This window comes from Arhodomonas sp. KWT (assembly GCF_010993615.1).
The window spans coordinates 1-1000 of record NZ_WNXE01000605.1 but is presented as its reverse complement, the minus strand read 5'-3'; the positions used below and the strand labels follow the sequence as shown (position 1 = coordinate 1000).

At 65.3% G+C, this 1000-nt stretch carries 2 protein-coding genes; both read right to left on the bottom strand.

The features are described 5' to 3' along the window. Positions 1-385: 385 nt before the first annotated feature. The gene (locus G7A99_RS21080) at positions 386-583 is read right to left on the bottom strand and encodes a hypothetical protein (protein ID WP_163143861.1); all 198 of its coding nucleotides are present in this window, start codon (positions 581-583) and stop codon (positions 386-388) included. Between the two features lie 177 nt (positions 584-760). Next, the coding region (locus G7A99_RS21075; RefSeq protein ID WP_305792350.1) for a 4-hydroxy-tetrahydrodipicolinate reductase at positions 761-1000 on the bottom strand (240 nt) is incomplete at its 5' end.

Genomic DNA, 1000 nt, shown 5'->3' with positions numbered 1-1000 from the left:
TAGCGGGGACTGCGGTGCAGGCAGGGCCCCACGGCGGGGCGCGGCAGGTATCGCTCATGTCTGGCCACCTTCCCTGGAGGCAGGTCATTATCCGCTCCCTTCCCCGGTGACGGTCGGCGTTCTTGCGACACCCGTCCGGGCACCGGAGCGGGATCAGGTTGCCTCATGCGGCGTGAAATTCCAAGACCGCTGCGCCGAAGGAAAATCCCGTCACGGCAGCATGTCGTACCACCGTCCGGCCCTGTCCGGCGCGACAGCTACGCCGGAACACACGGCGCCGACAGCAAGTGGATAACAGCCCGCCGATTGGCACCAGGCAACAAAAAACCCCGGCAGGGGGCTAATCCTGCCGGGGTCCACGGGAGACGAGAACGGACGTCGCGCGTCAGTTCTCACCCAGCACGGCGGCGTGCATCACCTCCGCGCCGGTGTCCTGCTCACGTACGTGGTTGTCGATGAGGAACTCCCAGCCGTGAGCCGCGGTCAGGCTGTACGACACGGCCCTGTCCTGCTCCGGTTGGGCCTCGGCGAAGTAATAGCCGCTCGCCGGGGCGGGCGGTCGGTGCTGCGGTTGCTGTTGCATGCTCAATGCCTCATTCAATGCCGAAATTTCATAAAAGTCCTGATGAGTCAAGACTAACAAGTGTTTACCGGCATGTGGACAGGAAACATTGAGACGCAAAGGACAAACGCATGTGCCTCAATGGCACAAATAAGGTGGAGCGCCGGGCGTAGCGTCCGGCCCTGCGGGCCCGACGCGCTAGCCACGCAGGCCTAGGACGTCCTCCATGTCGTAGAGGCCGGGCTCGCGTGCCGCAACCCACTCCGCCGCGCGCACGGCACCCTTGGCGAAGGTCATCCGGCTGGAGGCACGGTGGGTGATCTCGACGCGCTCGCCTATGCCGGCGAACATCACGGTGTGCTCGCCGACGATGTCCCCGCCGCGGATGGTCTCGAAGCCGATGGTGCGGGCGTCCCGTTCCCCCGTATGACCCTCGCG

Bases quoted from the DNA above. Each gene is read 5' to 3' on its own strand.
- G7A99_RS21080 (WP_163143861.1), bottom strand. From the start codon at position 583: ATGCAACAGCAACCGCAGCACCGACCGCCCGCCCCGGCGAGCGGCTAT.